The organism is Streptomyces eurythermus, from assembly GCF_014649115.1.
Classification (GTDB): Bacteria; Actinomycetota; Actinomycetes; order Streptomycetales; family Streptomycetaceae; genus Streptomyces; species Streptomyces eurythermus.
In genome coordinates this window covers 208,648-234,233 of sequence record NZ_BMSK01000001.1, presented here as the reverse complement: position 1 = coordinate 234,233, position 25,586 = coordinate 208,648, and the positions used below count along the sequence as shown (strand labels likewise).

At 72.1% G+C, this 25,586-nt stretch carries 28 protein-coding genes and 1 riboswitch; of the genes, 14 read left to right on the top strand and 14 right to left on the bottom strand.

Annotated elements, in window-relative coordinates; translation table 11 throughout:
- Positions 1-67 precede the first annotated feature (67 nt).
- Positions 68-949: a L,D-transpeptidase family protein gene (locus IE251_RS01165; RefSeq protein ID WP_189751019.1), complete on the top strand. Its 882-nt coding sequence runs from the start codon at positions 68-70 to the stop codon at positions 947-949.
- A 214-nt stretch (positions 950-1,163) separates the two neighbouring features.
- On the opposite strand, the gene IE251_RS01160 is transcribed toward IE251_RS01165, so the two are convergent.
- The 8 genes from IE251_RS01160 to IE251_RS01125 form a co-directional block, all read right to left on the bottom strand.
- On the bottom strand, positions 1,164-2,300 hold the full coding sequence (locus IE251_RS01160) for a hypothetical protein (RefSeq protein ID WP_189751018.1): 1,137 nt from the start codon (positions 2,298-2,300) through the stop codon (positions 1,164-1,166).
- The gene (locus tag IE251_RS01155) at positions 2,300-2,962 is read right to left on the bottom strand and encodes an RNA polymerase sigma factor (RefSeq protein WP_189751017.1); all 663 of its coding nucleotides are present in this window, start codon (positions 2,960-2,962) and stop codon (positions 2,300-2,302) included. Before IE251_RS01155 ends, IE251_RS01160 begins: the two co-directional genes overlap by 1 nt.
- A gap of 281 nt (positions 2,963-3,243) precedes the next feature.
- Entirely contained in the window at positions 3,244-4,746 is a 1,503-nt protein-coding gene (locus IE251_RS01150) for a P-loop NTPase family protein (protein ID WP_229896548.1), read from the bottom strand.
- Positions 4,747-4,892: 146 nt separating this feature from the next.
- Positions 4,893-5,522, bottom strand: a complete 630-nt coding sequence (locus IE251_RS01145; protein WP_189751015.1) for an RNA polymerase sigma factor — start codon at positions 5,520-5,522, stop codon at positions 4,893-4,895.
- Positions 5,523-5,803: 281 nt separating this feature from the next.
- Positions 5,804-6,229: a hypothetical protein gene (locus IE251_RS01140; RefSeq protein WP_189751284.1), complete on the bottom strand. Its 426-nt coding sequence runs from the start codon at positions 6,227-6,229 to the stop codon at positions 5,804-5,806.
- A 166-nt stretch (positions 6,230-6,395) separates the two neighbouring features.
- On the bottom strand, positions 6,396-6,977 hold the full coding sequence (locus tag IE251_RS01135; protein ID WP_189751014.1) for a hypothetical protein: 582 nt from the start codon (positions 6,975-6,977) through the stop codon (positions 6,396-6,398).
- A gap of 93 nt (positions 6,978-7,070) precedes the next feature.
- Positions 7,071-7,799 carry a DUF4328 domain-containing protein gene (locus tag IE251_RS01130; RefSeq protein ID WP_189751013.1) on the bottom strand — a complete coding sequence of 243 codons (729 nt, stop codon included), beginning with the start codon at positions 7,797-7,799 and terminating at the stop codon, positions 7,071-7,073.
- A 177-nt stretch (positions 7,800-7,976) separates the two neighbouring features.
- Positions 7,977-9,611 carry a beta-N-acetylhexosaminidase gene (locus tag IE251_RS01125; RefSeq protein ID WP_189751283.1) on the bottom strand — a complete coding sequence of 545 codons (1,635 nt, stop codon included), beginning with the start codon at positions 9,609-9,611 and terminating at the stop codon, positions 7,977-7,979.
- A gap of 221 nt (positions 9,612-9,832) precedes the next feature.
- Here IE251_RS01125 and IE251_RS01120 point away from each other — a divergent pair, with 221 nt between their 5' ends.
- From IE251_RS01120 to IE251_RS01075, 10 genes are all read left to right on the top strand, one after another.
- On the top strand, positions 9,833-10,381 hold the full coding sequence (locus IE251_RS01120; protein WP_229896522.1) for a 2-oxo-4-hydroxy-4-carboxy-5-ureidoimidazoline decarboxylase: 549 nt from the start codon (positions 9,833-9,835) through the stop codon (positions 10,379-10,381).
- A 180-nt stretch (positions 10,382-10,561) separates the two neighbouring features.
- A complete protein-coding gene (gene sdhC, locus IE251_RS01115; RefSeq protein WP_037654050.1) occupies positions 10,562-10,942 on the top strand; it encodes a succinate dehydrogenase, cytochrome b556 subunit in 381 nt (126 codons plus the stop codon).
- Between the two features lie 5 nt (positions 10,943-10,947).
- Positions 10,948-11,430 (top strand): succinate dehydrogenase hydrophobic membrane anchor subunit, encoded by a 483-nt coding sequence (locus tag IE251_RS01110; protein ID WP_189751011.1) that lies wholly within the window; start codon positions 10,948-10,950, stop codon positions 11,428-11,430.
- 19 nt (positions 11,431-11,449) lie between these two features.
- Positions 11,450-13,204 (top strand): succinate dehydrogenase flavoprotein subunit, encoded by a 1,755-nt coding sequence (gene sdhA, locus IE251_RS01105; RefSeq protein WP_189751010.1) that lies wholly within the window; start codon positions 11,450-11,452, stop codon positions 13,202-13,204.
- Entirely contained in the window at positions 13,204-13,983 is a 780-nt protein-coding gene (locus IE251_RS01100; protein ID WP_189751009.1) for a succinate dehydrogenase iron-sulfur subunit, read from the top strand. Before sdhA ends, IE251_RS01100 begins: the two co-directional genes overlap by 1 nt.
- A gap of 136 nt (positions 13,984-14,119) precedes the next feature.
- Complete coding sequence (locus tag IE251_RS01095) at positions 14,120-14,530, top strand: VOC family protein (RefSeq protein WP_189751008.1); 411 nt, start codon at positions 14,120-14,122, stop codon at positions 14,528-14,530.
- Positions 14,531-14,616: 86 nt separating this feature from the next.
- Entirely contained in the window at positions 14,617-15,024 is a 408-nt protein-coding gene (locus IE251_RS01090) for a hypothetical protein (protein WP_189751007.1), read from the top strand.
- Positions 15,021-15,539, top strand: a complete 519-nt coding sequence (locus tag IE251_RS01085; protein ID WP_189751006.1) for a DUF393 domain-containing protein — start codon at positions 15,021-15,023, stop codon at positions 15,537-15,539. Before IE251_RS01090 ends, IE251_RS01085 begins: the two co-directional genes overlap by 4 nt.
- Positions 15,540-15,550: 11 nt before the next feature.
- Complete coding sequence (locus IE251_RS01080; RefSeq protein ID WP_189751005.1) at positions 15,551-16,297, top strand: TetR/AcrR family transcriptional regulator; 747 nt, start codon at positions 15,551-15,553, stop codon at positions 16,295-16,297.
- 89 nt (positions 16,298-16,386) lie between these two features.
- Positions 16,387-16,974, top strand: a complete 588-nt coding sequence (locus tag IE251_RS01075; RefSeq protein ID WP_189751004.1) for a Uma2 family endonuclease — start codon at positions 16,387-16,389, stop codon at positions 16,972-16,974.
- Between the two features lie 74 nt (positions 16,975-17,048).
- On the opposite strand, the gene IE251_RS01070 is transcribed toward IE251_RS01075, so the two are convergent.
- On the bottom strand, positions 17,049-17,288 hold the full coding sequence (locus IE251_RS01070; RefSeq protein ID WP_030789488.1) for an SCO4848 family membrane protein: 240 nt from the start codon (positions 17,286-17,288) through the stop codon (positions 17,049-17,051).
- On the opposite strand from IE251_RS01070, the gene IE251_RS01065 reads away from it, so the two are divergent.
- Entirely contained in the window at positions 17,287-18,558 is a 1,272-nt protein-coding gene (locus tag IE251_RS01065; protein ID WP_350968198.1) for a D-alanyl-D-alanine carboxypeptidase family protein, read from the top strand. The two genes, IE251_RS01070 and IE251_RS01065, sit on opposite strands and share 2 nt — an antisense overlap.
- Here the strand turns inward: IE251_RS01065 and IE251_RS01060 are convergent.
- Positions 18,506-19,432 carry a YihY/virulence factor BrkB family protein gene (locus IE251_RS01060; RefSeq protein WP_189751002.1) on the bottom strand — a complete coding sequence of 309 codons (927 nt, stop codon included), beginning with the start codon at positions 19,430-19,432 and terminating at the stop codon, positions 18,506-18,508. The genes IE251_RS01065 and IE251_RS01060 overlap by 53 nt on opposite strands.
- A gap of 85 nt (positions 19,433-19,517) precedes the next feature.
- On the opposite strand from IE251_RS01060, the gene dprE2 reads away from it, so the two are divergent.
- Complete coding sequence (dprE2, locus tag IE251_RS01055) at positions 19,518-20,273, top strand: decaprenylphospho-beta-D-erythro-pentofuranosid-2-ulose 2-reductase (RefSeq protein ID WP_189751001.1); 756 nt, start codon at positions 19,518-19,520, stop codon at positions 20,271-20,273.
- Positions 20,274-20,286: 13 nt separating this feature from the next.
- Here dprE2 and IE251_RS01050 read toward each other — a convergent pair whose 3' ends face one another.
- The 3 genes from IE251_RS01050 to IE251_RS01040 all read right to left on the bottom strand — a co-directional run bounded on the left by IE251_RS01050 (position 20,287) and on the right by IE251_RS01040 (position 23,606).
- Complete coding sequence (locus IE251_RS01050) at positions 20,287-20,868, bottom strand: 2'-5' RNA ligase family protein (RefSeq protein ID WP_189751000.1); 582 nt, start codon at positions 20,866-20,868, stop codon at positions 20,287-20,289.
- 148 nt (positions 20,869-21,016) lie between these two features.
- Positions 21,017-22,030: a tryptophan--tRNA ligase gene (gene trpS / locus IE251_RS01045; RefSeq protein ID WP_189750999.1), complete on the bottom strand. Its 1,014-nt coding sequence runs from the start codon at positions 22,028-22,030 to the stop codon at positions 21,017-21,019.
- Positions 22,031-22,151: 121 nt separating this feature from the next.
- On the bottom strand, positions 22,152-23,606 hold the full coding sequence (locus tag IE251_RS01040; RefSeq protein WP_189750998.1) for a glycine hydroxymethyltransferase: 1,455 nt from the start codon (positions 23,604-23,606) through the stop codon (positions 22,152-22,154).
- Positions 23,607-23,639: 33 nt separating this feature from the next.
- Positions 23,640-23,728, bottom strand: a riboswitch (ZMP/ZTP riboswitch).
- 102 nt (positions 23,729-23,830) lie between these two features.
- Between IE251_RS01040 and rocD the strand changes: the two genes are divergently transcribed.
- Positions 23,831-25,042: an ornithine--oxo-acid transaminase gene (gene rocD / locus IE251_RS01035; RefSeq protein WP_189750997.1), complete on the top strand. Its 1,212-nt coding sequence runs from the start codon at positions 23,831-23,833 to the stop codon at positions 25,040-25,042.
- On the opposite strand, the gene IE251_RS01030 is transcribed toward rocD, so the two are convergent.
- Positions 25,043-25,504: a nuclear transport factor 2 family protein gene (locus IE251_RS01030; RefSeq protein WP_189750996.1), complete on the bottom strand. Its 462-nt coding sequence runs from the start codon at positions 25,502-25,504 to the stop codon at positions 25,043-25,045. It lies immediately after the preceding gene.
- Positions 25,505-25,586: the final 82 nt, after the last annotated feature.

The following is a 25,586-nucleotide window of genomic DNA, read 5'->3' as shown; positions in this document are numbered from 1 at the left end:
CCGGCCACGGTCGCGCGGGGAAGGGGAATCGAGTTCGGCGGCGGCCACGCGGGGAAGCATCCCCGGCATGAGGATTACGGGGAGACCCGCCGCCCTGCTCGCGTCGGCCGCCGCGGTCACCGCGTTCGCCGCCCTCGCCGGCTGCACCGTGCAGCCGCAGGACACCGACGCCAAGCACCGCCTGCCGGTCCGCGTCCAGTTACCCTCCAGCCCCGCTCCCGTGCCCACCGGGATGGCGGGGACCACACCGACCACCCCGCCCCCGCGGGCCACCACCCCCACCCCGGCCACGCCCCCGGCACCTCCCGCGCCCCCGCCCCGGGTGCTGTGGGCGCACGGGAGCAGCGGGCCGGGCGTACGGGAACTCCAGGCGCGGCTGCGCCAGGTGGGCTGGCTGTCCGCCACGCCGACGGGGACGTACGGCCCGCAGACCACGCGGGCCGTCCTCGGCTTCCAGGCCAAGCGCGGGCTGCCGGCGACCGGCAGGCTGGACACCGTCACCTGGCAGCGGCTGCTCGCCATGACGCACCGGCCGACGCGGTGGGAGCTGTACCCGATGGGCGGTCAGCCGGCCGCCGCGCCCGACGCGCGCTGCGTGACCGGCCGGGTGCTGTGCATCGACAAGACCAGCCGGACACTGCGCTGGATGATCGACGGACGCACGCTCGACACGCTGTCCGTCCGGTTCGGCACCCAATACACACCCACCCGTGAAGGTGTGTTCAAGGTCTACTGGAAGTCACGGCACCATGTGTCGACGCTCTACCACTCCCCGATGCCGTACGCGATGTTCTTCAGCGGCGGCCAGGCGGTGCACTACTCGGCCGACTTCGCGGCACGCGGGTACGCGGGCGGTTCGCACGGCTGCGTCAACGTGCGGGACGAGGCGGCGATCGCGCGGCTGTTCGCCCAGGTGAAGGTCGGCGACAAGGTCGTCGTGTCCCGGTGAGGCTGCGGGGCGCGGGCGGGACCGGGGGAACGTGTCCCGCCCGCGCCAGGTGCACGAGCCTTGGGTACGGGGGGAACCCCGGCTCCGTGCGACGGCCGATGACCAGTCGGCTCACTCAGTACTGCGTCACGGGCTTCAAAAACGTCACACCTGGCGCGGAAAAATTTTCTCGCCCTGGTGAAACCGCAGGTCACGGGGGTTTCGGACCGGAGGGTCAGCGGGTGGAGCGGGTGGAGCGGGCGGAGTGCGCCGGGCTCGGCGCGAGGTCCGGCCGCTCGCGGTCCGACTGCCCGTGGCCTGGCTGCCCGTGGCCTGGTTGCGCGCGGTCCGGTCCGCCGGTGTGCGGGGCGACGACGGAGGGGGCGGGCGCGACACCGCCGTGGCGCCCGCCGCCGTGCCCGGAGCCCGGACGGACGGGCCGGCCGCCGCTCCCCTGCCCCCGCCCCTGATCCCCCTTGCCCTCTTTTTCCTCTTTACCCTCTTTACCTCGCTTGGTCTTACCGCTGTTCCCGTCCTCGCCGTGTCCGCCGGCGGACAGCAGGACCTCGCAGTACCGGCTCACGCGGGCGGCCCCGCCGGCCAGGTGCTCCAGGGCGCGCCGGCGGCCGGCGTCCAGGTCCTCACCGTCCCGCAGGGCACGGCAGGCGTCGGCGTCACGGAGCCATCCGGTGCCGGGGGTCGCGGAGGGGGTGCCGGGCGCGGTGCCGCGGCCGGTGCCGGGCTCCTGCCCGCGGGTCCCGCCGGGGCCGGCGCCGTGGCTCCCCTCGGCCCGGCCACCCGGAGTGCCCTTCGTGGCGGGGGCGCCGGTCCCGTTTCCGTCGTCCGGTACGGCCCGCGGGGACGGGGAGGCGAGCGACCGTCCGGTGGTCGTACCGGCGGTGGCGGTGGGGCGGGGCCCGGCGTCGCCGAACGGCGCCGGGAGGGCTCCGCTGCCCGCGGCCACGGCCACCCCGCCGAGCGTGCCGGCGGCCAGCGCGGCGGCGAGCGCCAGACGCGCCGGGCGGACCCGGCGGGGGCGCCGCACCGGGATTCCGGTACGGGCCGGCGCGGCGATGCGGATCAGGTCCGCGTCGGTGCCGGGCGCCGGCGCGCGGGCGGCGGAGGGGGCGTGCGCGGCGGCGGTGCGCTCCGCCTCGGCGGCCTCACGGGCCTTGCGGAACGCGGCCAGCGCGGCCTGCTCGCCGGGGAGTTCACCGGTGGCCGGAGCCGCCTCGGCGGACAGCGCGCCGAGCGCCCGGGAGAGGCGTTCGGCCTGGTCACGGGCGGAGGGGTCGACGGCTTCCAGCGACTCGCCGCGCAGCAGACGTTCCGCCGTCTCACGGTCCAGCCACTTGTCCTGCTCGTCGGCCATCACATGTCCTTCTGCGTCCGCGTACGCGTATGCGTCACAGTTGCGGACGTCACCGCGCGGCGGCGCGGTTCTCGCTGTGGCGGGAGGGCGTCGAGTCCGCCCGCCGATTCCGGATCCGCGCCGATCAGCTCCGCGAGCCGTTTCAGACCGCGGTGCGCGGCGGTGCGGACGGCGCCCGCGCGTTTGCCGAGCGTCTCGGCGGCGGTCTTGGCGTCCAGGCCCACGACCACGCGCAGGACGACGGCCTCGGCCTGGTCCTGCGGGAGCCGGGCGATCAGGGACAGGGTGCTGTCGGTGGCCAGGGCCTCCATGGCCTCGCCCGCCGTGTCGGACTCGGCGGGCCGGCCGGTCAGCTCGGTCTCGTCGCCGCCTATGGCGGGGCGCCGGCCGCGCATGCGGATGTGGTCCAGGGCGCGGTTGCGGGCTATCCGGGCGGCCCAGCCGCGGAACCGGTCGGCGTCGCCGCTGAAGCGGTCCAGGTCACGGGCGATCTGGAGCCATGCCTCGGAGGCGACGTCCTCGGCGTCCGGGTCGCCGACGAGGGTGCGGACGTATCCGAGCAGCCGGGGGTGCACCGCGCGGTACACCGTGCGGAACGCGGTCTCGTCCCCGCCCTGGGCCGCGCGCACCGCGGCGGTCAGCTCCGCGTCGTCCCCCAGCACCGTACTCCCTTTACGCCTGTCCTCCGGTCGGCGCGAAAGGCACGTTACGGCGTGAAAGGGCCGCGCGTCCATGTCCATAGAAGATGCAACTAACTCGTGACCGGGTGCGGATGTGCGCAGGGTGAGGACCCGGTGTGGCCGGGTGTGACAGAAACGGCACGCACGGCGCTGAAGAGAGTACGGGCCGCACGCGACCCGTACGCGCGACGGCCGGGGCCTCTCCTGTGGGGGGTGGCGGCCCCGGTCGTTGCCGTGTCGCCGCTCGATCACGTCCGGAACGGTCAGCTGCCGTAGAGGGTGGGCAGATCGACCAGGAGGAGGTCGTCACGGTGGTCGGCCAGGTCGAGCAGGTCGGGATAGAAGCCGTGCAGGGAGTACAGGGCCAGGGTGGTGGCAGTGGTGTCGTACCCCTGATCCGCGAGCAGGGCACGGATGCGTTCCAGGCGCTCCAGGTCACCGGTGCCACGGCGGGCGGCGGTTGCCTTGGCCTCGCCCAGCAGCGCGATCCTCGCGCGGGCGGCCTGCGGGCGCTCGCCGGCGGCCAGGGCGATGACATCGACCTCGTACTTGGTCCGGGCGACCTGGTCGGCGACCTCGGTGGTACCGACCGGTCCGGGCAGTCCACCGGGCAGCAGGGTATGGGCGTAACGACGGGTGAAGTCGCGGGCCAGGTCCTCGAAGTGCGGCCCGAGGATCTTGGAGTTGAACGTCGGAGCGGCCTGTTGCCACACCTGCTCGGCGAAGCCCTGCTCCACGGCGGCGGCCTGCGGGAGGGTGATGAGCTGGTTGAACCGGATGACGGGATCGGCGAGCGTGATGACTGGGTGCCTGGAGCGGAGGATGTCCTGTTCCCGCCGGATGTAGCCGGTGGATTCCAGCACGCCGAGCGGGTGAGCCACGGCGTTGCGCGGGCGTTCCAGGGCGGCACCGATCTTGCTGGGAGTGGTGGCGCCCTGCGCGATCGCGGTGAGGATGTCGTAGTACAGCGTGTGCTGCGTGATCCTCGGGTCCTCGCGCAGCAGGTACTCGGTCTCGGTACGCGAGTACACCGCCCGCCCCGGGTCGAGCAGCGTCCGGGTGAGCCAGGTGTCGAAACCGTCGTCCGGATGCGGCCGGCCGGCCACCGGCCGGTATCCGGGGGCTCCGCCCAGGACCGCGTGCACCTTCAGCGCGGTCAGCGGATCGGCGATCTGCCAGAAGGCCCGGCTGTCGCGGTAGTCGAAGGCACCCAGCCGTAGATCGATCACGGCACGGCCCCGCAGCGGCTTGGTCCCCGAGAGCAGTTCGTGCATGACACTCATCGCGGAACCACACAGGATCAGCCGGGGCCCCGGCCCGGCACCGGGCCGAGCGCCGCGCTGGCGTTCGTCGTAGAGCTGTTGCAGCAGTCCCGGGATCTCGGGCGAGTGCTGGAGCAAGTACGGCAGCTCGTCGATCACCAGGAGCGGGTGCGGCGAACGAGCGGTCACGTCGAGGGCGTTGGACAGGACGTCACGCCAGTCGGTCAGTCGTAGACTCCCCGGCCGCAGGCCGGCGTGGGTGGCGACGGCGTCACTGAACCGCTGGATCGCGGGCAACCGTCCCTCCTCCCGGACCGCTGTGACGTACAAGCCGCCGACCTGCTGGGACAGGGCCTGAAGAAGGTACGACTTCCCGTGCCTCCGCCGCCCGGACACGATGCCGAGCCGCATCGCCGGATCCGGATCGGTGAGGAACTCCGTGAGCAGTCCCCACTCCCGGTCCCGATCGACCACGTCGTCCGGCTTCACCGGCGGGTTCTTCATCACGTGGACCTCCTGCACACCGCGCGAGGGGACTATGTCTAATTCTACTTCGACAGAATCAGTCGCACTCACTTATATAGAATCAGTACCGCCGCACTGTGACAGGGCCAGGCAGGCGACAGCCTGACGGCCGGCCGCCGTTCAGGTCAGCCACGTCCGCGCCCGTCCTCCCCGTTCCCGTCCTCGTGCCCGCCCCCGGCGCCGGTGCCGGCGAGGTGGCGGGCCAGGCGGCGCAGGCCCCGGTAGGTGGCCGTGCGGACGGCGCCGGGGCGTTTGCCGAGGACGCGGGCGGCGGACGGGCCGTCGAGGCCGACGACCACCCGCAGCAGCACCGCCTCGGCCTGGTCCCGCGGCAGCGCGCGCACCAGCTCCAGCACCCGCCCGGTGGACAGCGACTCCAGGGCCTGGTCGTCGGTGCCGTGCCGGCCGGGCAGTTCCAGGGCGTCCTGTTCCAGCGGGACGGGCCGGGGCCGGGCCCGCTGCCGGCGCAGGTGGTCCAGCGCGCGGTGCCGGGCGATGGCCGCGGTCCAGCCGCGGAAGCCGGCCCCGTCGCCCTGGAAGCGGGCGAGGTCCCGGGCGATCTCCAGCCATGCCTCCGAGGCGATGTCCTCCGCCTCCTCGCCGACCAGGCCGCGCAGATAGCCCAGCAGTCCGGGGTGCACGATCCGGTAGGCCACCGCGAAGGCGGTCTCGTCGCCGCCCTGGGCCCGTGCCACGGCCGCGCCCAGCTCCCCGTCCCGCGGCTGCGGGCGGCGGGGTTGAACTCCCTGGCCCAAGACCGTCCTCGTTCGTGCCGAGTTCCTGGCCACTGCGTGGCGCCTGACCTCACGGTTGCGACACGCTCCGGCCGTGTCGGTCGCCCTCCACGATCATCAGCGTCGGCCCCGACGGAAGTGTCACAGCCGGACGGCGGCCGGAGAAGGGGCGGGGGCGGCCGGCGAAGGGCCGGAGAAGGGGCGGGGCGGCCCACGAACGGCTCGGAAACGGCCCCCCGGTCGGGCCGAGCACGGTCCCCGCTCGGCCCGGGCCCGGCCCGCCTCAGACCTCGGCAGTCACCTCACGCCTCGGTGGTCGCGTCCCGGCACAGCAGTCGGAGCGAGCCGTGGCCGCCGTAGCAGCGGCGGGCCTCGTCGATGGGGTCCCACAGCCGGCCGTCGGGGGTGCGCACCCAGTGCTCGCCGCCCGTCGCCCACCACTCGGCGCCGGTCCGGCGGACGATGACCTCGCCGGCGTAGGCGCCGAAACCGCGCAGGACGCTGCGGACGGCCGCGTACGGCGCCCGCTCCCGGCGTATCTCCTGGATCATCCGGTCCACCCGCCACAGGCTCTGCGCCGAGTAGTCGAGCCGCACCCGGGCGCCCTCGCGCATCGTCGCCACCGCGTCCGCCGCCCAGCGCGCGGGTTTCGCCGCGGCGCGCGGCCTGGTCTCCCGCCGGGCCGGCCCGTACGGGGCCGTCGAACGGGCCGGCGCCGCGGCCGGCACCGGGCCGGTGGCGTAGGCGGTCACATGGGCTGTCGCTTCGGCTGTCGTGTGGGCTGTCACATAGGGAAGAGCGCCCCGGGGCGGGGTCGCGTCACGGGGTTCCGCCCTGTTTCGCCAAACGTTTCGCCAACCGCCGCAGGACCGCCCCACGTCCACCGCACGAAGGTCACAGGCCCGCCCGCGCCCCCGCTTCCGCCGTGTTGCGCGCCCGGCGCGAGACCACCGCGCGCAGCACCCGGCGGCCCTCCACCGTCACCTCCAGCGCCCGGCGCAGCCCCTGGGCGCCGTGGTCCGCGAGGAGCTCCAGCACCAGGGCCTGCCGGCGCAGCTCGGCGGCGACGAGCGGCGAGGGGCCGACGGTGTCCCCCGCGTCCGCCCGTAGGGAATCGCCCGCGTCCGGTCCGGCCCCTGCCGCCGGGTCCAGCAGCCGGTGGACCCGGAGTGAGGCGGTCGAGCATGCCTCGGCCCAGGGCCGCAGCGCGTCGGCGGTGCGCTCGGCGGGGGCCGACTCCAGCATGCGGTGGGCCAGCAGCGCGGCCTCGTCGTCGGGGAGCCGCCCGGCGCCGAGGAGGTCACGGGCGCGCGCCAGGTCCCCGGCCCAGCCGGAGCCGTCGGCGAGGCTCGCCCACAGGGGTCGCAGCGCCTCGTCGTCGCCGCCGAGCAGCGGAAGGCACCGATCAAGACAAGCCAGCCCGCCGACGGCCAGTCCGCGTTCGTCGGCCCGTGCGACCAGTTCCACCAGGCTCATGGAAAGCCTCCCTCACCGGGGCACCGACCGGTACGGAGCCCGCACTCCCCCTTACTGCGTGCGACGGCGCGGGAGTGTCACAGTGGTCGATTTTCAGCCAAGCTCCGGAGCCGGGGGCGGGGCCGGGAACGGCATCTCGCCCGAGCGCAGCTTCCGCTCCTGCAACCGGCTCAGCCGGACGACCACCAGGACGGCGAGCACCGCGGCCACGATGTCGAGCGCGTCGGAGAGCAGCATCGCCCTGGCGGCCTCGTACAGCTCCTCCACCGTCTCGGCGCGCCGGGAACGCGTGTCGGCGAACCGGCCCAGCAGGAGATCGACGAGCCACAGCGTCCACCAGGCGTTGACCAGCGAGTGCCCGGACCGCGCGCCCCAGGGCCCGCTGGCGTCCCAGGTGTCCGCGACGATCCGGCGCGGGAACCACAGGTTCACCACCGGGCAGAACCAGCCGCCGATCGTCCAGCCGAGCCGCATGCGGTGCCGGGAGGCGTCGAACACCCCGGCGTTCACCCGGACCCGCCACAGCCAGCACAGATAGACGACCATCGTGGCCACCAGCGCCACGCCCTGGAGGATGCCGGAGAGGCCGTAGAGGTCGTCCGCGTGGTCGGCCCGGTCGATCACGTCATCGCCCACGACGCCGTCGACGAGGTCCTTGGTGACGTCCATCTCCAGCAGGTCCGCGTAGCAGGCGAACAGGTCGGTGGCGACGACCAGGCCGAGCAGTACGGCGGTGGCCCGGGCGAGCGCGGCCGGTGAGCGCGGCCAGGCGCCGGGCGGGGCCGGGTGCGGGTTCGGCGGCACGGGCACGGGCGAGGTCATGACGAGGTTCCCCCGAGAAGAAAGAGAGGCGGGACGGCGCGTGGTCCTCCCCGGACCCGAGCGCCGCCGGCGGCACCGGCACGTGCGTCGCCGGCGTGCGCGGACACCGGAACATACGGCCGGACGCCCCCGCCCGTCCACCGGGTTCCGGCGCCCGCCCGTTCCGCCTCCCGTGGCTCAGCCCAGCCGGTCCGCCAGTTTCCGGAAGTCCGCCCAGGACAGCGCGGGCCGGCCCGGGTCCCACAGTTTCTGCACGGTGGCCCGCAGCGGCATCCGGATCCCGGCGGCGACCTGCGCCTGCGTCTGCGCGTTGGGGAAGTCGCACCACACGGCGAACGACCCGCCGAGGATCTGCCCGTCGTAGCGCGCGGGCACGGCGGTCTTACCGCGCACCACCCTCGGGTTCCACTGCTCGTAGATGCGCTGTCCGGTCGGGTAGACGAAGGTCTGCGGCTGGCCGAGCACGTAGTAGAGGAACTCGTCGTTGTAGTTGAGCATCCGGCGGCCGGCGCTCAGGTACTCGGCCGGCGGCCGGGCGCCGATCTCCTTGCCGGTCCAGTAGGCGACCTGGAGCGAGGGGTCGGCCTGTACGGAGGTGCCCCGGAAGAAGCCGTCGTTCCAGGCCCGTACGGTCCTGCCGTGGGCGCGGACGGTGGCGGCGCGGTCGTTCAGCCAGCCGGTGGTGAGGTCGGCGACCGTGCCGCCGGGGCCGTACTTGCGCTTCGCGGCGGCGGCCAGCTGCGGGTACGACGTCTGCGGGTCGCGCGCCATCAGCGCCTGGTACTCGTCCCCGCCCAGGTGCCACTGGCCGCCGGTGAACAGGTCGGCGTACTCGTTCAGCAGGTCGTCCACCAGCCGGGCCGAGGCGTCCTTGGAGATGTCGACGGCACCGCGGAGCACCACCCCGTTCGCCTTGCGCAGCCGCAGGTCGGGGTGGGCGGCGAGGACCGCGCCCAGGTGTCCCGGGGAGTCGATCTCGGGGACGACGGTGATGTGCCGGGCGTCCGCCAGCGCCACGATCTCCTTGACCTGGGCCTTGGTCAGGTGGTCCGGGGAGACGATCTCGGGATGGCTGGCGGACTCGATCCGGAAGGCCTGGTCGTCGGAGAAGTGCAGGCCCAGCTCGTTGAACTTCAGGTCCCCCAGCTCGCGTATCCGGTCCTCGATCCAGGCCGCGGTGAACGGTTTGCGCGCGATGTCCAGCATGAACCCGCGCACCGGCTTGGCCGGCTGGTCGCGCACGACGCCCTCCGGTGCCGTGCCGCCGCCGTGGACCTCCTGCTTCAGGGTGCGGGTGCCGTAGAAGACCCCGGCCTCGCCGGGCCCGGTGATCTCGACCCGCCCGCCCCGGACGGTCAGCGTGTACGACTCCCGGTTCCCGCCCCCGCCGCCGAGCGCGAGCCGTACGTCGCCGGCCCGCGCGTCGTTCTTCTCCCCGGCGTACGCCAGCCCCAGCTCCCCGGCTACCAGCCGCCCCTCGTCGGCCAGCGCCGGATCGGCCACCACCACCCGCGCGCCCGGCCGGGGCCGCCAGCCGGGGCCGCGCTCCGGGGTGTGCGAGCGGACCGCGGGTATCGTGCGCGGCGCCTTCGACAGCGGGTACGACCGGCTCGGGCTCGGCGCCACCGACGGGGTGCCCGGTGCCGTGGGCGCCTTACCGGTGCCAGTACCGGGGCCGGTGCCGGTGCCGGTCACCCGGCCGGAGGCCGAGTGGCGCGTGCCGTTCCCCGGCGGTGCGCCGCCGTCGTCCGCCGCGGCCCACAGGCCGACGCCCGTGCCGAGCGCGACCGTCCCGGCGAACGCCGCGACCATCACCGCCCGCTTCCGTACCACCTGTCGCGCCGGTCCCCGGCGCTCGCGCCTGTGCTGGGTCACCCTGCCAACGTACGACCGTTCCCCGGTTCAGCGGTCAGCCGGACGAAGCGAAACTCTGCCGTTCGAGTGAAATTCCGTTATCGCTCGGACACCGTATGACCACTCTCGATAACCTGACGACACTCACATCCTTCACAGAATCCCCTGCCGCACCACAAGTGACGCGAGGACCGACGCTGCCCGCCCACCCTCTGCCGTATCTCCCCAAGCCGCTCGACGCCTTCAACACGGCGTCCGCCGACGAGGCGCGCACCCTTCTGCTGCACTGCCTGCGCAGCCCGCGCTGGTCCGACCGGATCGCCGCGCACCGCCCCTACCCCGACCTGGACTCCCTGCTGGCCGCGGCGGACGAGGCGACGTACGACCTCTCCCCCGCCGACCTCGCCGAGGCCCTGGCCGGGGAGTGCCTCCCCGAGCTGCCCGAGGACACGTACTCGGCGGCCCACATGGCCCTCGGCGCCGCCCACGCCGCCTACGAGGCCCGGTTCGGCCACACGTTCATCATCTACCTGGGCGACATCCCCGCGGACGAGGTCATCGACCACATCCTCCAGGCGATCCGGTCACGATTGGCGAACGATCCGGAGGACGAGCGGGTGGTGGCGGCGGAACAGCTCCGACGCCTCGCGAAAGGGAGAATCGCGGCATTTCTCAGAGGCACCAGGAACCGCGCGACCAGTACCAACGCACCCGCACCCGGCAGATAACCGGACACACCGCACCGGGCTAGCCCAACCGCGTGCCACTTTGATCACACCGGTAGGCCCCCCGTAAGGCACAGCTCATCGCCTCGCTACGATGCTGGGGGCCGGTGGACCGTACCCGGCCGGGCCCGACCGACAGAGAAGCCGGCGCGGCCCTAGTCCCCGCACCCGGAGGGTTCTTCCGTGCCGGCTGGAACGCTGTACCGCGGCCGGGAAGGAATGTGGTCCTGGGTGGCTCACCGAGTCACCGGCGTCCTCATTTTCTTCTTCCTGTTCGTTCACGTGCTGGACACCGCTCTCGTGCGTGTCTCCCCCGAGGACTACGACAAGGTCGTAGCCACGTACAAGACGCCGATCGTCGCGCTGCTGGAGTACGGCCTCGTCGCCGCCATCCTCTTCCACGCGCTCAACGGCCTGCGGGTCATCGCCGTCGACTTCTGGTCGAAGGGCCCGCGCTACCAGAAGCAGATGTTCTGGACCGTGATGGGTGTCTGGATCGTCCTGATGGCCGGGGCGATCTACCCGGTCCTCGGCCACGCGTACCGTGCACTCTTTGGGAGCTGACGCCGATGTCCACGACTGAAACCCCCGCTTCCGGAGTCGGCCCCGTGGAAGGCGCCCCCGTCTACACCGTCGACCACCCGGCCCCGCTGATCGAGGCCCCGCGCAAGCGCACCAAGAAGACCCCCAAGTCGACCCGGGGCAACTTCGAGCTGGCGGCGTGGCTGTTCATGCGCCTGTCCGGCATCGTGCTGGTCGTCCTCGTCCTCGGCCACCTGCTGATCCAGCTGGTGCTGGACGGCGGTGTCTCCAAGGTCGGCTTCGCCTTCGTGGCCGGCCGCTGGGCATCCCCGTTCTGGCAGGTCTGGGACCTGGTGATGCTGTGGCTGGCGATGCTGCACGGCGCCAACGGCCTGCGCACGGTCATCAACGACTACGCCGAGCGGCCGACCAGCCGGTTGTGGCTGAAGGCACTGCTCTACACCGCCACGGTGTTCACCATCCTGCTGGGCACGCTGGTGATCTTCACCTTCGACCCGAACATCCGCTAGGCACGGGGCTGCGAGAATCATGAAGATCCACAAGTACGACACCGTCATCGTCGGCGCCGGCGGCGCGGGCATGCGCGCCGCCATCGAGGCGACGAAGCGCAGCCGCACCGCGGTCCTGACCAAGCTCTACCCCACCCGCTCCCACACGGGCGCCGCGCAGGGCGGCATGGCCGCCGCGCTCGCCAACGTGGAGGAGGACAACTGGGAGTGGCACACCTTCGACACGGTCAAGGGCGGTGACTACCTGGTCGACCAGGACGCCGCCGAGATCCTGGCGAAGGAGGCCATCGACGCCGTCCTCGACCTGGAGAAGATGGGCCTGCCGTTCAACCGGACCCCGAACGGCACCATCGACCAGCGCCGCTTCGGCGGTCACTCCCGCAACCACGGCGAGGCCCCGGTCCGCCGGTCCTGCTACGCCGCGGACCGCACCGGCCACATGATCCTCCAGACGCTGTACCAGAACTGCGTCAAGGAGGGCGTGGAGTTCTTCAACGAGTTCTACGTCCTGGACCAGCTGATCACCGAGGTCGACGGCGTCAAGAAGTCCGCCGGTGTCGTCGCGTACGAGCTGGCCACCGGCGAGATCCACGTCTTCCAGGCGAAGGCCGTCATCTACGCCTCCGGCGGCTGCGGCAAGTTCTTCAAGGTGACGTCGAACGCCCACACCCTGACCGGTGACGGCCAGGCGGCGGTCTACCGGCGCGGGCTCCCGCTGGAGGACATGGAGTTCTTCCAGTTCCACCCGACCGGCATCTGGCGCATGGGCATCCTGCTCACCGAGGGCGCCCGCGGCGAGGGCGGCATCCTGCGCAACAAGGACGGCGAGCGCTTCATGGAGAAGTACGCTCCCGTCATGAAGGACCTGGCGTCCCGTGACGTCGTGTCCCGCTCCATCTACACGGAGATCCGCGAGGGCCGCGGCTGCGGTCCCGAGGGCGACCACGTGTACCTGGACCTGACCCACCTGCCGCCGGAGCAGCTGGACGCCAAGCTGCCGGACATCACCGAGTTCGCGCGGACCTACCTGGGCATCGAGCCGTACACGGACCCGATCCCGATCCAGCCGACCGCGCACTACGCGATGGGCGGCATCCCGACGAACGTCGAGGGTGAGGTCCTGGCGGACAACACCACGGTCGTGCCGGGTCTGTACGCGGCCGGCGAGGTCGCCTGTGTCTCCGTGCACGGCGCCAACCGTCTCGGCACCAACTCGCTGCTGGACATCAACGTCTTCGGCCGCCGCGCGGGCATCGCCGCCGCCGAGTACTCGGCCAAGGCCGACTTCGTGGAGCTGCCGGAGGACCCGGAGTCCTTCGTCGTCGAGCAGATCGAGCGGCTGCGCACCTCCACCGGCAACGAGCGGGTGGCGACCCTGCGCCGCGAGCTGCAGGAGACCATGGACGCCAACGTCATGGTGTTCCGCACCGAGCAGACGATCAAGACGGCGGTCGAGAAGATCGCCGAGCTCAGGGAGCGCTACAAGAACGTGGCGATCCAGGACAAGGGCAAGCGTTTCAACACGGACCTCCTTGAGGCGATCGAGCTGGGCAACCTGCTCGACCTGGCCGAGGTCATGGCCGTCTCGGCCCTCGCCCGCAAGGAGTCCCGCGGCGGTCACTACCGCGAGGACTACCCGAACCGCGACGACGTCAACTTCATGCGGCACACCATGGCGTACCGCGAGGTCGGCGCCGACGGCTCGGAAACCGTCCGTCTCGACTACAAGCCGGTCGTCCAGACCCGCTACCAGCCGATGGAGCGTAAGTACTGATGGCTACCCCTGTTCTGGACAAGGCGGACGCGGCCGGCCGGCCCGAGCCCGGTTTCGCCGACTCCCCCTACATCACGGTCACCTTCCGCGTCCGCCGGTTCAACCCGGAGGTCTCGGCCGAGGCGACCTGGGAAGACTTCCAGCTGGAGATCGACCCCAAGGAGCGAGTCCTCGACGGTCTGCACAAGATCAAGTGGGACATCGACGGCTCCCTCACCTTCCGCCGGTCGTGCGCGCACGGCATCTGCGGCTCGGACGCGATGCGGATCAACGGCAAGAACCGCCTTGCCTGCAAGACGCTGATCAAGGACATCAACCCCGAGAAGCCGATCACGGTCGAGCCCATCAAGGGCCTGACGGTCCTGAAGGACCTGGTCGTGGACATGGAGCCGTTCTTCCAGGCGTACCGGGACGTCATGCCGTTCCTGGTCGTCAAGGAGACGAACGAGCCCACCCGGGAGCGCTTCCAGTCCCCGGAGGACCGCGAGCGCTTCGACGACACGACGAAGTGCATCCTCTGCGCGGCCTGCACCTCCTCCTGCCCGGTGTTCTGGAACGACGGCCAGTACTTCGGTCCGGCCGCGATCGTGAACGCCCACCGCTTCATCTTCGACAGCCGTGACGAGGCGGGCGAGCAGCGCCTGGAGATCCTCAACGACCGCGACGGCGTGTGGCGCTGCCGTACGACCTTCAACTGCACGGACGCCTGCCCGCGCGGTATCGAGGTCACGAAGGCCATCCAGGAAGTCAAGCGCGCCCTCATCACGCGCCGCTACTGACCTGCCGAGGCACCGCCGAGGGCCCCGCTCCGCCACGGAGCGGGGCCCTCGCGCATGTCCGCGCGCCGTACCCCCGCCGGAGTCCGCCGCGGTGGGGCTCCTCGCTTCCCGGGAGCCGGGATCCTAATGTGACGACATGTCAGACGAAGAGTCGTACGAACTGCTCGGCTTCGACAACGTGCTGCTCCCCGTCGGCGACCTCGGCGAGGCCGTCGCCTTCTACGAGCGGGCCGGGTTCACCGTGGGCTTCCGGCTGGACGAGGCCGGTATCGCGCTGCTGAAGGTCGGCGCGGAGACGCCCGGCATCCTGCTGCGCGCCGAGGAGGGGCTGGGCCGGAGGCCGCCGCACTGGCCCTCGCCGCGGGTGTGGCTGGAGGTGCCGGACGCGCGGGCGGCGGCGCGGGAGCTGGCCGCCGCCGGGATCCCGCCGCTGGACGAGATGACCCAGGGCGTCACCGGCTGGACGGTGGAGATCGCCGACCCCTGGGGCAATCTCCTGGGCTTCACGGACTACACCAAGCGCCCGGCGCTGGCCCGCAGGAACTGAGCCCCCACCCTCGGTTGAACGCGTTCAAAAACGGGTCTAGAGTCATCCCTGTCAGCGTTTTGAACGCGTTCAAGAAGGGGTGGGGCATGGACCGCACCGTCATCGCCTACGTCATCTACCTGGTCGTCAGCATCGCGCTGACCATCTGGGTGGCCCGCACGCTCAGCCGCAACGGACGGATCTTCCTGGCCGACGTCCTGCGCGGCGACGAGAGGCTCGCCGACGCCGTCAACCACCTCTTGGTCGTCGGCTTCTACCTCGTCAACCTCGGCTTCGTGGCGCTGTACCTGAGCGATGACGACACGGTCCAGGACACCCGCGGCATCTTCGAGGCCCTGTCCACCAAGCTGGGCGTGGTGCTCCTGGTCCTCGGCGCGATGCACCTGGGGAACGTGTACGTCCTCAACCGGATCCGCCGGCGCGGGATGCTGGAGCGGGAGCAGGTCCCCCCGGTCCGCCCGCAGGAATGGATCGCGCCGGGGGCCGGGGCGTGACCGGCGTGACCACCGCGGCCACCGCACCGGACCGGGACGCCGCCGGGGTCCCGGTCCGCGGGCTGACCGTCCTGTACGACGACCGGACCGCCCTGGGCCTCCACCTGTGCGGCTGGCTGGCACGGCAACCCCGGCTGGTGCCACTGGAGCCGCTGCCCGCCGGTTCGGCCGCGGCCCGCGCCCGCTTCCCCGGGCTCGGCCCCGGCGACCCCCGGGACGAGATCACCGTGGTCGGCGACTCCGGCCAGGTCTACCGGGGCTCGCGCGCCTGGATCGTCCTGCTGTGGGCCCTGCGCGAACACCGCCCGCTCGCCCACCGGCTCGCCGGCCCGGCCGGCGCCAGGGCGGCCCGCGGCGCCGTCCTCACCGCGGCGGGATGGCGCGGACCGCGGCAGCCCGGCGCCCAGTGGGGCGGGCGGGTGTACCAGCGGGCCGACGGCTGGTCCTACCACCCGGTCACGGGCTGGACCTACGCACCGCCGTCCCGGGCGGGAACCGGCCCGGCCACTCGTTAGGCTCTTCTACCGTGCCCGCGAAGAACGACGGCCCCGAGGCGGCCGGCCCCCACAGCAGCAAGTCCGAGCAGACCCGCGCGCTGATTCTCCAGACCGCGATGCGGATGTTCCAGGAGCGCGGCTACGACAAGACGACCATGCGGGCCATCGCCAAGGAGGCCGGGGTCTCCGTCGGCAACGCCTACTACTACTTCGAGGGCAAGGAACACCTGATCCAGGGCTTCTACGACCGGATCGCCGCCGAGCACCAGGCGGCGGTCCGGTCGGTGCTGGAGCGGGAGACCGACCTGGAGGCACGGCTCGCGGGGGTGCTGACCGCGTGGCTGGACATCGCCCGGCCGTACCACGAGTTCGCGGTGCAGTTCTTCAAGAACGCCGCCGACCCCGACAGCCCGCTCAGCCCCTTCTCCCCGGAGAGCGAGCATGCCCGCGAGCAGGCCATCAGCGTGCACCGGGAGGTACTGGCCGGCTCCAAGGCCAAGGTGGCCCCGGAACTGCGGGACGTCCTGCCGGAGTTGATGTGGCTCTCGCAGATGGGCCTGGTGCTGTACTGGATCTTCGACCGCACGGAGAACCGCGAGCGCAGCTACCGGCTGGCCCGGCGCGGGGCCCGGCTGACCGCGCGCGGGGTGGCCCTGGCCCGCTTCCGGGTGCTGCGGCCGCTGGTCATGGAGGTCCACGAGCTGTTCACGGACTTCCTGCCGGGCATGACGAGAGTCCTGCCGGACCCGGGGCGCGGGGGCCGGGAGAGCGGGTGATCACTTTCGGGTGAAGGCGCGGGGACAGGACGCCCGGCGCCGCGGATGCCTACGATGCTGTTCTCGACACAGCCCACAGGAGGCACCAGATGTCCGCAGCAGCTGTCGAGCGGCCTCACGACGACTGGTCGCAGATCGCCGAGGCGAACCAGATCATGGAGCGTCTCCCGGGCCTTCGTGCCGAGATCATCGGAGGCCAGATTCTCGTGAGCCCAGCGCCGGACGGCCCGCACTCCGAGGCCCTCATGCTCTTCGCGGCTCCCTTCCAGCAACTGGGCCTCGTGAGAGCACTGCCGGGAATCGGGCTCTGGCTGCCCACCGGCCCGGAGGACTACGTCATCCCCGACCTGTCGGTGGTCGACGACGACTACCGCGACCACTTGGTGGAGAACAGCTGCTACGACCCGGTCTGCTTCCGCCTGGTCATGGAGGTCACCTCCAGCAACTGGCGAACGGATCTACGCGACAAGGTCGCCTGCTACGCCAGGGCCGGTATCCCGGTCTACGTCATCATCGACCGCCACCACCAGCGCATCCACCTCCTCACCAGCCCGGTGGCCGACCGCTACCAGAACCACGGGATCCACACACCCGGCGAACTCGTGACACTTCCCGAGTCCGTCGGAGGCAAGGTCGCCCTGGACGTGACCCGACTCCTGCAGGCCGGCCAGAGCTGACCCGCCGCTCGTCGGACCCATCCGAGCCCGGACACCCCCGCGCCGCTCCCGGACGCGGGGTTTTCGTGTGTCCGCTATGAGTTTCGGCGCAGTGCGCGTACTCCGCGCAACCCGATGACGCCGATGACCGTCCCCAATACGAAGGAAACGACCGCCAGCAGCAGGTGCACCCAGAAGTACGCGGTCGGGTGACCGTCGTCGAAGGCCAGACCGCTGCTGTCCTTGACGAGATTCTTGACGAAAGTGACCCAGATGACCCAGCTCCACACCCCGAAGGCGAGCAGGAACCAGGAGACAGGGCGGCTGAGCTTCATGAGTCCAGTATCGCCGTCGGGGGTCCGGGTCCGTGCCGGGGGTGGGGCCGCCGCGCTCCCCCGGCGGTCCCTGCTGGTCGTCTCCGCCGCCGCGCTGTGCGTGTCCGTCACCGCGCCCGCCGCCCTCGCCGCCCCGTCCCCCACCACGAGCCCGACGGCCACGCCCCCGGCGCAGATGTCCACCCTCGGCGGCGCCCGGCTCGGGATGCCCGGCACGCAGGTCAACCTCGCGCCCGGGGTACCGGTGCTGCCCAAGGGCCTGACCGCCCGCTCGTGGATCGTCTCCGACGCCGAGTCGGGCCAGGTCCTGGCCGCGCACAACGCGCACTGGCGGCTGCCCCCGGCCAGCACGCTGAAGATGCTGTTCGCGGACACCGTGCTGCCCCGGTTCCCCAAGGACACCCGCTACAAGGTGGCCCCGGCCGATCTCAAGGGGGTGGGCGACGGCTCCAGCGTGGTCGGGGTGAAGGAGGGCGTCACCTACTCCGTGCGCGACCTGTGGCTCGGGGTGTTCCTGAAGTCGGGCAACGACGCGGTGCACGTGCTGTCCGCGATGAACGGCGGGGTGCAGCGGACCGTCGAGGACATGCAGAAGCACGCCGAGGAACTCCAGGCGCTGGACACACAGGTGGTCTCGCCCGACGGCTACGACGCGCCGGAGCAGGTCTCCTCGGCGTACGACCTGACGCTGATCGCCCGCTCGGGCCTGCAGAAGAAGGACTTCCGCGACTACTGCTCGACGGTCAGCGCCAAGTTCGGCGCGACCGAGATCCGCAACACCAACCGGCTGCTGAGCGGGGACAGCGATGTGCCGGTCTACCAGGGCATCGCGGGCGTGAAGAACGGCAACACCACGCACGCGGGCGCCACCTTCACCGGGGTGGCCGAGCGCGGCGGAAAGGTGCTGCTGGTCACGGTGATGAACCCGGAGAAGCACGACCACAACGAGGTCTACAAGGAGACCGCGAAGCTGTTCGACTGGGGTTTCCAGGCGGACGGCAAGGTGAACCCGGTGGGCGAGCTGGTGCCGCCGAGGAGCGCCGTGCCGGTCGGGTCCACCTCCGCGGCGAGCCCCCGGCAGACGCCCGGCACGGGCGGCGGGGCGGGCGCGAAGGCGGCGGCGAGCGCCCCCGCCGCTTCCGGCTCCAGCGGCGTCGGGACCGCCCTGGCCATCGCGGGCGGGCTGCTGGTGCTGCTCGGCGGCGGGGCGTACCTGGTCAACCGCCGGTGGCCGCTGCCGGACCTGATGCGCCGCCGGTCCCGTCCGTGACCTCGGCGACCTCGGCGGCCTCGGTCTCCTTGCTGCCCGTCGCCGTCCAGGCGGCACAGAACAGCACGAGTTTCGCGGTGAAGTTGATCCACAGCAGCAGGGCCACGGGGACCCCGAACGCGCCGTACACACTCTTCGCGGCAACCCCCTGGACATAGCCGCTGAGCAGCAGTTTCAGCAGTTCGAAGCCGACCGCGCCGAGCAGGGCGGCGACCAGCAGGCGGCGGCGCGGCGGCTCGACCCCGGGCAGCAGGGTCAGCACGTAGAGCAGGACCAGGAAGTCGGCGAGCACGGCGACGGCGAACGCGGCGACCTGCAGCAGCGCGGTGCCCCAGCCGTGCTCGTCCAGGCCGAACTGCCTCGACACCAGGCCGACGGCGGCCGAGGCGAGGGTGGAGGCGGCGAGCGTGATCAGCAGGGCGCCGCCGAGACCGAGCAGGATCACGGTGTCCTTCACCTTGGCCAGCACCGGGTTCTCCCCCTGGTCCGGCAGTTCCCACACCGCGCGCAGGCAGTCCCGCACCTGGCCGACCCAGCCGATGCCCGTGAACAGCAGCGCCGCGCCCGCGATGAGCCCGACGGTGCCCGCGTTCTGCACCAGCGAGGTGAGGTCCAACTGGTCGGACAGGCCCGGGAACTGGTCGGCGATCCGCTGCTCCACGATCTTCTGGCGGGCCGGGCTGAGGGTGGCGGCGGTGACCGCGGCGGCCACGGTCAGCAGCGGGAACAGCGCCACGAAGCTGACGAACGTCATGGCGGCGGCCAGCCGGGCCCACTTGACCCGGTCCAGCCGTTCGTAACACCGCCACGCGTGGGTGATCGTCAGGCGGGTGACGATCGGCCCGATGCCGGGCAGCCTCTTCAGCCAGTCCATGATCCGACTCTGCCCGCTGCGCGGGACTGCCAACACCGCGTTTCGCCGCCGGAAGGGTCATATGGGGGCGATACGGTCATCTGTCATGAAGGATGCCACCGAACTGCCCCGGTCCCTGCTCGTCCTCGGCGGCACGTCCGAGATCGCGCTGGCCACCGCGCGCCGGCTGATCGCCCGCCGCACCCGCACGGTGTGGCTGGCGGGCCGCCCCTCGCTCGCGCTGGAGAACGCGGCCGGGAGCCTGCGGGCGCTGGGCGCGGACGTCCACACCGTCGCCTTCGACGCGCTCGCCCCCGAGTCCCACGAGGCCGTCCTCGGCAAGGTGTTCGCCGAGGGACCGGTCGACATGGTGCTGCTCGCCTTCGGCATCCTCGGCGACCAGGCGCACGACGAACGGGACCCGGTCCGCGCGGTCCGGGTCGCCCAGACCAACTACACCGGGGCCGTCTCGGCGGGTCTGGTCGCGGGCCGCGCCCTCCAGACCCAGGGGCACGGGTGGCTCGTCGTGCTGTCCTCCGCCGCCGCCGAACGCGCCCGCCGCGCCGACTTCATCTACGGCTCCAGCAAGGCCGGCCTGGACACGTTCGCCCAGGGTCTCGGGGACGCCCTGTACGGGACGGGCGCGCGCGTCATGGTCGTACGCCCCGGCTTCGTGCGCACCCGCTCCACGGCGGGCCGCCCGCGCAGCCCCTTCGCCACCACCCCGGAGTCGGTGGCCACGGCCGTCGAACTGGGCCTGCGCCGCGGCGCGGAGACGGTGTGGGTGCCGGGCGCGCTCCGCCTGCTGACGGCGGCCCTGCGGCACGCGCCCCGGGCGCTGTTCAGGCGGCTTCCGCTGTAGGGCCACGGGCGGGTCACGGCGCGACGCGCGGCGCGCACACCTCCGCGTGTCCCGGCTGGACCGGTACGACCGGCCCGCCGAACGTGTACTCGCGCAGCTTGCGCCAGACGGCGTCGGCGCCCTGTTCGTACAGCGCGAAGCCGGTGCACGCCCACTCGGCCTCGTAGTCCGCCAGTTCCTCGAAGGCGCGGTCCATCGCCGCCTCCTCGATGCCGTGCGCGACGGTGACGTGCGGGTGGTACGGGAAGAGCAGTTCGCGCGCCATCGGCCCGGACGCGTCCCGGATCCGCTGCTGGAGCCGGGTGCACGCCTCGGCGCCCGCCACCACGCGGACGTAGACCACCGGTGACAGCGGGCGGAAGGTGCCGGTGCCGGACAACCGCATCGGGAACGGCCGGCCCGCCGCGGCGACCTCGGTCAGGTGCGCGTCGACCGCGGGCAGGTCGGCCTCGTCCACCTCGGTCGGCGGCAGCAGTGTGACGTGGGTGGGGATGCCATGAGCCGCGGCGTCGCCGAAGCCCGCGCGCCGCTCCTGGAGCAGGCTGCCGTGAGGCTCCGGGACCGCGATCGACACGCCGATCGTTACGGTCCCCACGTCGTCTCCTGTCGTCGCGTCTGTCGTCGTCTCGGCCGACTGGCCCCGGCCGTTGGCATCGACTGTACGGCCACGGGTGCCCCGTGGGCAGGCGCAGCGGAAGTGATGTGCAGCGCTCTGCCCGCGCGGGCCCGTGCGGTCGTACGCCTCAGTGCTTGGCCGGGAGGAAGCCCACGCGGTCGTACGCCTGCGCGAGGGTCTCGGCGGCGACGGTCCGCGCCTTCTCGGCGCCCTTGGCGAGGATCGAGTCCAGCGTCTCGGCGTCGTCCAGGTACTGGTGGGTGCGCTCGCGGAACGGGGTGACGAAGTCGACCATGACCTCGGCGAGGTCGGTCTTGAGCGCGCCGTACATCTTGCCCTCGTACTCCTGCTCCAGCTCGGCGACGGTCTTGCCGGTGAGCGTGGAGTAGATGGTGAGGAGGTTGGAGACGCCCGGCTTGTTCTCGGTGTCGTAGCGGATCACCGTGTCGGTGTCGGTGACGGCGCTCTTCACCTTCTTGGCCGTGGTCTTCGGCTCGTCCAGGAGGTTGATCAGGCCCTTCGGGGTGGACGCCGACTTGCTCATCTTGACCGCCGGGTCCTGGAGGTCGTAGATCTTCGCCGTCTCCTTGAGGATGTACGGCTTCGGGATCGTGAAGGTGTCGCCGAAGCGGCCGTTGAAGCGCTCGGCGAGGTCCCGGGTCAGCTCGATGTGCTGGCGCTGGTCCTCGCCGACCGGCACCTCGTGGGCCTGGTACAGCAGGATGTCCGCGACCTGGAGGATCGGGTAGGTGAACAGGCCGACGGAGGCCCGGTCGGCGCCCTGCTTGGCGGACTTGTCCTTGAACTGGGTCATGCGGGAGGCCTCGCCGAAGCCGGTGAGGCAGTTCATGACCCAGGCCAGCTGGGCGTGCTCGGGGACGTGGCTCTGCACGAAGAGGGTGCAGCGGTCGGGGTCCAGGCCCGCGGCCAGCAGCTGGGCCGCGGCCAGGCGGGTGTTGGCGCGCAGTTCCGCCGGGTCCTGCGGGACCGTGATCGCGTGCAGGTCGACCACCATGTAGAAGGCGTCGTGGGACTCCTGGAGGGCCACCCACTGGCGGACGGCGCCGAGGTAGTTGCCGAGGTGGAACGAGCCAGCCGTGGGCTGGATGCCGGAGAGCACACGAGGTCGGTCAGTCGCCATGCTTCTCATTGTCTCAGAGCGGGCGGGGGGTTCCGAGCGCGGGCGGGCCCGTCGTGGCCGGGCGCGCCCGCGTGGCGGAGCCGCACATCGGATGCGGCCCCGCGTCCCTTTCAGGGGCGGTTCAGCCGAGGTCGACCTGCGGGTAGAGGGGGAAGCCCGCCACCAGGTCCGTGGCGCGGTGGGCGATCTCGTCGGCGGTCTTCTCGTCCAGGACGTGGCTCGCCTTGGACGGGGCGCCGGACTTGGTGGTGCCCGGCTCGGTGGAGGTGAGGACGCGGTCGATCAGGGCCGCGACCTCGTCCATCTCCGCCGTGCCGAGGCCGCGGGTGGTCAGCGCGGGGGTGCCCACGCGGATGCCGGAGGTGTACCAGGCGCCGTTCGGGTCGGCCGGGATGGCGTTGCGGTTGGTGACGATGCCCGAGTCGAGCAGGGCGGCCTCGGCCTGGCGGCCGGTGAGGCCGTAGGAGGTGGCGACGTCGATCAGGTTGAGGTGGTTGTCGGTGCCGCCGGTGACGAGGGTGGCGCCGCGGCGCATCAGGCCCTCGGCGAGGGCGCGGGAGTTGTCGACGATGCGCTGGGCGTAGTCCTGGAAGGCGGGCTGCCGGGCCTCGGCGAGGGCGACGGCCTTGGCGGCCATGACGTGCGGGAGCGGGCCGCCGAGGACCATCGGGCAGCCGCGGTCCACCTGGTCCTTGAGGGAGTCGTCGCACAGCACCATGCCGCCGCGCGGGCCGCGCAGCGACTTGTGGGTGGTGGTGGTGACGATCTGGGCGTGCGGAACCGGGTCGAAGTCGCCGGTGAGCACCTTGCCGGCGACCAGTCCGGCGAAGTGGGCCATGTCGACCATGAGGGTGGCGCCGACCTCGTCGGCGATCTCGCGCATGATCCGGAAGTTCACCAGCCGGGGGTACGCGGAGTAGCCCGCGACGATGATCAGCGGCTTGAACTCGCGGGCCTGGGCGCGCAGGGCGTCGTAGTCGATCAGGCCGGTGGCCGGGTCGGTGCCGTAGGAGCGCTGGTCGAACATCTTGCCGGAGATGTTCGGGCGGAAGCCGTGGGTGAGGTGGCCGCCGGCGTCCAGGGACATGCCGAGCATGCGCTGGTTGCCGAAGGCCTGGCGCAGCTCGGCCCAGTCGGCGTCGGTGAGGTCGTTGATCTGGCGGGCGCCGGCCTTCTCCAGGAAGGGCACCTCGACGCGGTCGGCGAGGACCGCCCAGAAGGCGACGAGGTTGGCGTCGATGCCGGAGTGCGGCTGGACGTAGGCGTGGCGGGCGCCGAAGAGTTCGCGGGCGTGTTCGGCGGCGAGGGCCTCGACGGTGTCGACGTTGCGGCAGCCGGCGTAGAAGCGGCGGCCGATGGTGCCCTCGGCGTACTTGTCGCTGAACCAGTTGCCCATCGCGAGCAGGGTCGCCGGGGAGGCGTAGTTCTCGGACGCGATCAGCTTGAGCATCCCGCGCTGGTCGGCGACCTCCTGGCCGATGGCGTCGGCGACGCGCGGCTCCACGGCGCGGATGACGTCGAGGGCGGCGCGGAAGGCGGTGGACTCGGTGGAGAGGGGGGCGGCGTTCTCGGGCATCGGGGACCTCCGGACGGTGTGCGTACAGCGTTCACGTTCGGCCCAGGCGCACGGCACTCATACCGCTCGGGCCGCTCCCTGATGGTCCGTCCCATCCCAGCGCGCCAGTCACGGCCCGGGTGCCAGCCTACCGGGCGCGCCGTGCGGGGAAGATCCCGCGTCCACCATGCGAGCGGGGTTAAGAAGGAGGTCATCGTCGTATCCGGGCCGATCCGGGAGTGTCCGTGACCGCTGCCGCAGCAGACCTCATCGCCCTCGCCGACGCGCACTGCGCGCCCACCTACGATCCGCTGCCGGTCGTGCTCGCCACCGGTGAGGGGGCGTGGCTGACGGATGTGGCGGGGCGGCGGTACCTGGACCTGCTGGCCGGTTACTCGGCGCTGAACTTCGGGCACGGCCACCCCCGGCTGGTCGAGGCGGCCCGGCGGCAGCTCCAGCGGCTGACGCTGACCTCCCGCGCCTTCCACCACGACCGGTTCGCGTCGTTCTGCGCCGAGCTGGCGGCGCTGTGCGGGATGGAGATGGTGCTGCCGGCGAACACCGGCGCGGAGGCGGTGGAGGGCGCGATCAAGACGGCCCGGAAGTGGGGCTACCGGGTGAAGGGGGTGCCCGCGGAGATGGCGAAGATCGTCGTGGCGGGCGGCAACTTCCACGGCCGTACGACCACTGTCATCAGCTTCTCCACGGATCCGGAGGCGCGGGCGGACTTCGGGCCGTACACGCCGGGGTTCGAGATCGTGCCGTACGGCGACCTGACCGCGCTGCGGGGGGCGCTGACGGAGAACACGGTGGCGGTGCTGCTGGAGCCGGTGCAGGGCGAGTCGGGGGTGATCGTGCCGCCGGCCGGTTATCTCGCGGGGGTGCGGGAGCTGACCCGGGAGCGGAACGTGCTCTTCGTCGCCGACGAGGTCCAGTCGGGGCTGGGCCGGACCGGGCGGACCTTCGCGTGCGAGAACGAGGGGGTCGTGCCGGATGTGTACGTGCTGGGCAAGGCGCTGGGCGGCGGGATCGTGCCGGTGTCGGCGGTGGTGTCGAGCGCGGCGGTGCTCGGGGTGTTCCGGCCGGGTGAGCACGGGTCGACGTTCGGCGGGAATCCGCTGGCCTGCGCGGTGGCGCTGGAGGTGATCGCGATGCTGCGCACCGGGGAGTACCAGGAGCGGGCGGCGCGGCTGGGCGAGCGGCTGCACCGGCTGCTGGGCGAGCTGGCCGGGACGGGCCGGGTGACGGCGGTGCGCGGGCGGGGGCTGTGGGCCGGGGTGGACATCGCCCCCGCTGTGGGTACCGGGCGGGAGGTCGCCGAGCGGCTGCTGGCCCGTGGGGTCCTGGTCAAGGAGACCCACGGGGCGACGATCCGGATCGCTCCGCCGCTGGTGATCGGCGAGGAGGATCTGGACCGGGGCGTGGAGCAGCTGCGGGCGGTGCTGCTCGGGGCCTGATCAGCGCAGGGGGATGTCCGTGCCGTGTTCGTCCGCGGGCCGGGGTCCGAAGATGCGCCGGTCGGTTTCCTCGATGGCCACGTCGTCGATGCTCGCCTCGCGGCGGCGCATCAGGCCGTACTCGTCGAACTCCCACAGTTCGTTGCCGTAGGAGCGCCACCACTGTCCGTCGGTGTCGCGGCTCTCGTACTGGAAGCGGACGGCGATGCGGTTGTCGTGGAAGCTCCACAGGCTCTTGCGCAGCGCGTAGTCCAGTTCGCGGCGCCACTTCTCGGTGAGGAAGGCGACGATCTCCTCGCGGCCGGTGAGGAACCGGTCGCGGTTGCGCCAGACGGAGTCCTCGGTGTAGGCGAGGGCCACCCGGTGGGGGTCGCGGGTGTTCCAGGCGTCCTCGGCCGCCTGGACCTTCTGCCGGGCGGTTTCCGGGGTGAACGGCGGGTAGGGCGGGCGGGCTTCGGGCACGGCGGTCTCCTCGGGCCGGGGCGGGTCGAGAACGGTCGTTCTCCATCGCTGCGGCTAAGGTAGAGAACGACCGTTCTCAACG

Bases quoted from the DNA above. Each gene is read 5' to 3' on its own strand.
- IE251_RS01165 (WP_189751019.1), top strand. From the start codon at position 68: ATGAGGATTACGGGGAGACCCGCCGCCCTGCTCGCGTCGGCCGCCGCG.
- IE251_RS01160 (WP_189751018.1), bottom strand. From the start codon at position 2,300: ATGGCCGACGAGCAGGACAAGTGGCTGGACCGTGAGACGGCGGAACGT.
- IE251_RS01150 (WP_229896548.1), bottom strand. From the start codon at position 4,746: ATGAAGAACCCGCCGGTGAAGCCGGACGACGTGGTCGATCGGGACCGG.
- IE251_RS01135 (WP_189751014.1), bottom strand. From the start codon at position 6,977: ATGAGCCTGGTGGAACTGGTCGCACGGGCCGACGAACGCGGACTGGCC.
- IE251_RS01130 (WP_189751013.1), bottom strand. From the start codon at position 7,799: ATGACCTCGCCCGTGCCCGTGCCGCCGAACCCGCACCCGGCCCCGCCC.
- IE251_RS01125 (WP_189751283.1), bottom strand. From the start codon at position 9,611: ATGGTCGCGGCGTTCGCCGGGACGGTCGCGCTCGGCACGGGCGTCGGC.
- IE251_RS01110 (WP_189751011.1), top strand. From the start codon at position 10,948: ATGTCCACGACTGAAACCCCCGCTTCCGGAGTCGGCCCCGTGGAAGGC.
- sdhA (WP_189751010.1), top strand. From the start codon at position 11,450: ATGAAGATCCACAAGTACGACACCGTCATCGTCGGCGCCGGCGGCGCG.
- IE251_RS01100 (WP_189751009.1), top strand. From the start codon at position 13,204: ATGGCTACCCCTGTTCTGGACAAGGCGGACGCGGCCGGCCGGCCCGAG.
- IE251_RS01095 (WP_189751008.1), top strand. From the start codon at position 14,120: ATGTCAGACGAAGAGTCGTACGAACTGCTCGGCTTCGACAACGTGCTG.
- IE251_RS01090 (WP_189751007.1), top strand. From the start codon at position 14,617: ATGGACCGCACCGTCATCGCCTACGTCATCTACCTGGTCGTCAGCATC.
- IE251_RS01075 (WP_189751004.1), top strand. From the start codon at position 16,387: ATGTCCGCAGCAGCTGTCGAGCGGCCTCACGACGACTGGTCGCAGATC.
- IE251_RS01065 (WP_350968198.1), top strand. From the start codon at position 17,287: ATGAGTCCAGTATCGCCGTCGGGGGTCCGGGTCCGTGCCGGGGGTGGG.
- IE251_RS01070 (WP_030789488.1), bottom strand. From the start codon at position 17,288: ATGAAGCTCAGCCGCCCTGTCTCCTGGTTCCTGCTCGCCTTCGGGGTG.
- IE251_RS01060 (WP_189751002.1), bottom strand. From the start codon at position 19,432: ATGGACTGGCTGAAGAGGCTGCCCGGCATCGGGCCGATCGTCACCCGC.
- dprE2 (WP_189751001.1), top strand. From the start codon at position 19,518: ATGAAGGATGCCACCGAACTGCCCCGGTCCCTGCTCGTCCTCGGCGGC.
- trpS (WP_189750999.1), bottom strand. From the start codon at position 22,030: ATGGCGACTGACCGACCTCGTGTGCTCTCCGGCATCCAGCCCACGGCT.
- IE251_RS01040 (WP_189750998.1), bottom strand. From the start codon at position 23,606: ATGCCCGAGAACGCCGCCCCCCTCTCCACCGAGTCCACCGCCTTCCGC.